This window comes from Roseibium aquae (genome assembly GCF_008711285.1).
GTDB classification, from domain to species: Bacteria; Pseudomonadota; Alphaproteobacteria; order Rhizobiales; family Stappiaceae; genus Roseibium; species Roseibium aquae.
Map to the genome: position 1 here is coordinate 1 of NZ_VXDC01000028.1, position 5,207 is coordinate 5,207.

The 5,207-nt window shown below is 62.1% G+C and carries 9 protein-coding genes and 1 pseudogene; 7 read left to right on the top strand and 3 right to left on the bottom strand.

What is annotated here, in order from left to right:
• The first annotated feature begins 193 nt into the window (after positions 1-193).
• From F0184_RS20285 to F0184_RS21170, 7 genes are all read left to right on the top strand, one after another.
• Positions 194-526: a hypothetical protein gene (locus F0184_RS20285; RefSeq protein WP_150497959.1), complete on the top strand. Its 333-nt coding sequence runs from the start codon at positions 194-196 to the stop codon at positions 524-526.
• Positions 527-979: 453 nt separating this feature from the next.
• Positions 980-2,314: a DNA modification methylase gene (locus F0184_RS20290; RefSeq protein ID WP_150497960.1), complete on the top strand. Its 1,335-nt coding sequence runs from the start codon at positions 980-982 to the stop codon at positions 2,312-2,314.
• A gap of 1 nt (position 2,315) precedes the next feature.
• Entirely contained in the window at positions 2,316-2,705 is a 390-nt protein-coding gene (locus F0184_RS20295; RefSeq protein ID WP_208998591.1) for a DNA cytosine methyltransferase, read from the top strand.
• A gap of 9 nt (positions 2,706-2,714) precedes the next feature.
• Positions 2,715-2,936 (top strand): DUF7220 family protein, encoded by a 222-nt coding sequence (locus F0184_RS20300; RefSeq protein WP_150497961.1) that lies wholly within the window; start codon positions 2,715-2,717, stop codon positions 2,934-2,936.
• A 122-nt stretch (positions 2,937-3,058) separates the two neighbouring features.
• Entirely contained in the window at positions 3,059-3,766 is a 708-nt protein-coding gene (locus F0184_RS20305) for an inorganic diphosphatase (RefSeq protein ID WP_150497962.1), read from the top strand.
• Between the two features lie 118 nt (positions 3,767-3,884).
• Positions 3,885-4,088 (top strand): hypothetical protein, encoded by a 204-nt coding sequence (locus F0184_RS20310; protein ID WP_244299397.1) that lies wholly within the window; start codon positions 3,885-3,887, stop codon positions 4,086-4,088.
• 68 nt (positions 4,089-4,156) lie between these two features.
• The gene (locus F0184_RS21170; protein ID WP_425299517.1) at positions 4,157-4,276 is read left to right on the top strand and encodes a DUF7220 family protein; all 120 of its coding nucleotides are present in this window, start codon (positions 4,157-4,159) and stop codon (positions 4,274-4,276) included.
• A gap of 36 nt (positions 4,277-4,312) precedes the next feature.
• On the opposite strand, the gene F0184_RS20320 is transcribed toward F0184_RS21170, so the two are convergent.
• From F0184_RS20320 to F0184_RS21055, 3 genes and pseudogenes are all read right to left on the bottom strand, one after another.
• Entirely contained in the window at positions 4,313-4,624 is a 312-nt protein-coding gene (locus tag F0184_RS20320; RefSeq protein WP_206668397.1) for a type II toxin-antitoxin system RelE/ParE family toxin, read from the bottom strand.
• Complete coding sequence (locus tag F0184_RS20325) at positions 4,621-4,896, bottom strand: type II toxin-antitoxin system Phd/YefM family antitoxin (protein ID WP_150497963.1); 276 nt, start codon at positions 4,894-4,896, stop codon at positions 4,621-4,623. Before F0184_RS20325 ends, F0184_RS20320 begins: the two co-directional genes overlap by 4 nt.
• Positions 4,897-4,971: 75 nt before the next feature.
• Positions 4,972-5,070 (bottom strand): annotated as a pseudogene (locus F0184_RS21055) (DUF3489 domain-containing protein); the annotation flags it as partial.
• Positions 5,071-5,207: the final 137 nt, after the last annotated feature.

Here is a 5,207-nt window from a genome sequence, read left to right on the forward strand (position 1 = left end):
TTACGCGATTTGGTCGACTCTGCCCGCAACCAGGCCGACAGCTTGTCGGCAAAGGCATCGAGTTTGCTGGGCCTCTCGGGAGCCTTGAACGCGGGTTCGACCGTATCGTCGCGCAGATAACCTCACGAAGCTGCTCGATAGTCTCGACGGAAGCTATCTCCGGTGCGACAAGCGCCTCGCGGATGCCGATCCCATGGATCTCATTTGGTTCAACGACGCCAAATACGATCGGGTGCAAGCCTATCTGAACTCCGGTGAAGGCAAGCAGTTCTCAAGCGTACTGGAATGGGCTTCGGCCACCATCGATGGCTTCGAGTCGCCTCTCGGCATGGAACTTCTGGCGACCGTCGACTGGATGATGCAGCACAATGATATCGAACCGACTGTTGAGGGAGTAATGGAAGGTCTCAAGGGCTGGGCTGGTGGGGAAGCCGCTGGACAGCGCAAGTTGAAGATCTTCGATCGTCGGTTGGTCGCCATCGCCTTGGAGCAACTTCAGACGTCGAACAGACTGCCTGCTTTATAATACGCGCAGTCGCCGGGCAATATTGGCTGTCAAGTCTTGCCGCATTCGCGAGACACTTTCCTGCGAGACATCGGGCGCCGAGACAAACCTCCGTTCTTAGGCTATCAAATAGGGCATACTCGGGAGAGGAGCGCGCAGGCAGAGGCCGCGGCACTGGCTTCCGGGGTCCAGCGAAGGGTCCGGCCGGGTCCGATGGGCTAACCCATTGAGTTTCGGGTTCCTTCCGGGCGACATTCGTATGCTGGCGGGCGAAGCGCGACGCTTTCCCAGTGACGCCCCCGAAAACAGCCGTTTCGTTTCGTTTTGCCGAATTCCTCAATGAAATCAGACCCGCACGGTCTGAACACACCCGCCTGAAACGAAACGGGGGGCAGGGGGCATTTCGCTTTCGCGGGCCGCCGTTTCGTTTTCCGCGCCGCCGTTTCACCTGGGCGCTCACATCAGGACCTTTCGATGGACGTGATCGACCTGCCGCTTGCGCAGATCATTCCCTATGCACGCAACCCGCGGCGGAACGAGAAGGCCATTGCCACGGTGGCGGCCTCGATTGCCGAGTTCGGCTGGCGCCAGCCGATCGTGGTCGATGAGCAGATGGTCGTGCTGGCCGGGCACACGCGGCTGGAGGCGGCACGTCAACTCGGCCTTGAAACTGCTCCGGTGCACGTTGCCAAGGGCTTGAGCGAAGCACAGGCGCGTGCCTACCGGTTGATGGACAACCGTTCGGGCGAGAACGCTGAATGGGAAGAGGCGTTGCTCGGCCTGGAACTCGGCGATCTAATGGAGGCTGAGTTCAATCTTGAACTGACCGGATTTTCGGATGGGGAACTGGACCGGTTGCTGGCCGAAGCGGATGTTGGCCTTGACGGTGACGCCGGGGGCTCCGTGCCGCCGGTGACCATCCCCGAACCGCCGCGCAACCCGGCGTCTCGGACAGGCGATCTCTGGATCCTTGGCGATCACCGGCTGCTGTGTGGCGACTCGACCTCGCATGACGATGTGCGCCGCCTGATGAATGGCGAGCGCGCGATCCTGTTCGCCACCGACCCGCCTTACCTCGTGGACTACGACGGCTCGAACCATCCGACCCGCAACAAGGACTGGTCGGCATCCTACGGCACAACCTGGGACGACAGTTCGCAGGGGGCCGAACTCTACGACGGGTTCATCGCCGCCGCAGTGGCCGAGGCGATCACCGACGATGCGGCCTGGTACTGCTGGCACGCCTCGCGCCGCCAGGCGATGCTGGAGGCCTGCTGGGAAAAGGCGGGCGCCTTCGTCCATCAGCAGATCATCTGGGTGAAGGACCGCGGCGTGCTGACCCGGTCCCACTACCTCTGGAAGCACGAACCCTGCTTCATGGGCTGGCGCCGCCCGAACCGCCCGCCGAAGGTGGCCGAGGAAACGCTGCCGTCGACATGGGCGCTGCCGAGTTTCGCCAAGGACGACCGGCCCGACCACCCGACGCCGAAACCGCTCGACGCCTTCGGGATCCCGATGCGCCAGCACGTCGCCCGCGGCGGCCTCTGCTACGAACCCTTCTCGGGCTCCGGCTCGCAGATCATGGCGGGCGAGGCCAACGGGCGGCGGGTCTGCGCGATGGAGATCAGTCCGGCCTACGTCGATGTCGCCGTGGCGCGCTGGCAGGCGGAGACGGGCAAGGCCGCGATCCTCGACGGCGACGGCCGAACCTTCGCGCAGGTGAGAACCGAGCGGTTGGGCGACGAAACCGACACGCCGGACACGGACGCCGCCCCCGAACCCGCGCGAAAGCGCAAGACCGCCGCGTGACATGCATGACCTGGCTCTACCTTCCTCCGGAGACACTTCCGGAGCCGGAGACGCATGCCTCCCCGGCCTCTCGCTCTGTTCCGGCGCAGGCGGGCTCGATCTCGGGCTCACCATCGCCATTCCCGGATATCGTGCTGTAGGCCATGTCGAACGGGAAACCTTCGCCGCAGCCACTCTCGTGGCGCGGATGGAAGATGCGTCCCTTGATCAGGCTGTTGTCTGGGACGACGTTGCCACCTTCGACGGCCGCCCTTGGCGCGGCGCGGTGGACATAGTCACTGCGGGCTATCCGTGCCAGCTGTTCTCGGTCGCGGGCAAACGCCGGGGCGCGGACGACCTGCGCCACCTCTGGCCGCATGTTGCCCGCATCATCGGCGAGGCCGATGGATGAGGCGATGGCATGAAGCAATCACGCCTTATGTCGCTGTTCGAAGCGATCACAAATGTCGTGGTGGCTTATGTTCTGGCCATCGCGACGCAGGTCGTGGTGTTCCCTTGGTTTGGGATCGAGACAGGGTTTACCGAGCATCTAACCATCGGGCTCGCATTCGTGGGTGTTTCGCTGGTGCGGGGCTACTTTCCGCGGCAGCTGTTCGAAGCAGTTCGATACCCTCGCGAATAGACGTAATCAGAATTTGAGCGAAGCTTGCCGTCAGGGCGTCCGGGAACACGGAAGTCTTTCCGTAATCTGGACGTCACATTCCTTGGTTAAGGAGTCTGTCAAATCTGACATGGAGACTGCCGATGCCCAGAACACGATTGCTGGTAGGTGCTGCCTGCCTCGCCTTGATGACGCAGATGACGCACGCTGAGTCGCTCGGGGGGCTCGCCTTTTCCGAAACCACCCCTCACACTGCTGCCATGACGGCCAAGGACGATTTCACGATCGTCGGCACCGAAGAGCTCATGGGCCTGGCCGCATTCAGCGGAGATGGCACTGTCCGCGCAATCGTCGAGATTCCAACCGGCACATCGGCCAAGTGGGAAGTCAGTAAAGACGATCCCAAAGCGGTGTATTGGGAGTATAAGAACGGCAAGCCACGCGTCGTGAATTATCTTGGCTATCCTGGCAACTACGGCTCTATCCCGGGTACCGCACTTCCGAAGGAACTGGGCGGCGACGGCGACCCTCTGGACGTGATCGTGCTGGGTCAGGCAGTACCACGCGGCGAGGTCGTCGATGTGCGCGTAATCGGGGTGCTGAAGATGCTCGACGGAGGGGAACAGGACGACAAGCTGATCGCTGTTCTGGCCGAGGACTCGCCCTTCTCGCACATCGAAAGTATGGCGCAGCTTGATGCCGAGTATCCGGGCGTCAGCCAGATCGTCGACCTGTGGTTTGCGAACTACAAGGGACCGGATGGCGGCATGGAAGGTAAGGGGTTCGAGGATGCCGAGGTGGCGCAGGCAGTTCTCGAAGCCGCTGCCGCAAACTTCCAAAGCACCCGCTAACTCGTTACGGCCACACAAGCAGTCGACCGGCCAGCTTCGTGGCCAACCAAGCAATGGCCGCCATCCAACCGGCTCGCAGATCATGGCGGGCGAGGCCAACGGGCGGCGGGTCTGCGCGATGGAGATCAGTCCGGCCTACGTCGATGTCGCCATGGCGCGCTGGCAGGCGGAGACCGGCAAGGACGCGATCCTCGACAGCGACGGCCGGACCTTCGCCGAGGTCAAGGCGGAACGGCAGGGCGACGATGCCGTACTCCCGGCCGATACGCCAGAAACGGACAACGCCCCCGAACCCGCGCGAAAGCGCAAGACCGCGGCATGAAGCATTCGCGCCTTGTGTCGCTGGTCGAGTTTATCGCTAACGTGGCTGTCGGCTAAGACGTCCCGGTCGTGACGCAGATCCTGATCTTTCCGATCTTCGGGCTGCACACGACGCTGGCGCAGAACCTGAAGATGGGGGCGGGCTTCACCATTTTATGTCGATCTCTGCATAAACCATTATGTCGATAGCGCGTTCCTTCGCCCTGCGGCGGGTCTTCGAGGCGATCAGGGTTGCCAGTCGTTCCGACGGCCATGCCGGACATGGAGAACCTGCACCTGGCCGTCGATAACAGCATAGTAAATTCGCCAACGCGTCGAACGGCCATATAGGGCGCGGCGGATTTCCAGGTCGAAAGCCTGTGTTTCCGGTGCGATCGGATGTGCTTGTGGGTTTACCCCGAGGCCCAAGATGGTCTCGCGGATGCCCGCCATCCATTCATCCGCAGCGCGCGGGTTCCGCTCGCGCAGCCAGACCCATGATGAAGTCAGATCTCGGGCCGCGTTGGGCGTAATGATCACCGGCAATGTGGAGGTCATTTGGTCCGGACTAGGCCGTCGAAAAACGTTCCCGCATCAGTGCCGTCACCTGCACGAGCCTGCGTCAAACCCTTGCGGATCCCGGCGACGGTCTCGGCATAGTCGAGCTGGTCCTGCATCTCCTGCCACGCTGCGGCATCCATCACGACTACAGATGGCTTGCCGTTTACGGTCAGAATCTGCGGTCGACCGGTCTCCTTGATCTGCGCGATCAGACGCGCCGAATCCCGCTTGAACTCGGTTAGCGGGCTGATGTCCTTGGTGATGTTCATGGCTGGCCTCCCGATGCGCATCGAATTAGATGCTAGTTTAGCGCTGTTTGCGATGCGCGTCGAGAGGATCTGCTCTCAGCGGATGGCGTAAACCCGTCCGCGCCCGTCGACCTTTTCGGAGGTGACCTCGAGTCCGAGTTTCTTCTTGAGCGCGCCGGACATGGCGCCTCTGACGGTGTTAGACTTATGCCGAAGTCGGCATAAGTCGCATTATGCCGATGCCCGGATTATGCCGATGTAGGTCTGTAAGTCTTTGTTTCCGGAGGGGACCGCTGTGTCGGGGTCGGCATAATCAGAGGGCTTCGAGGAAG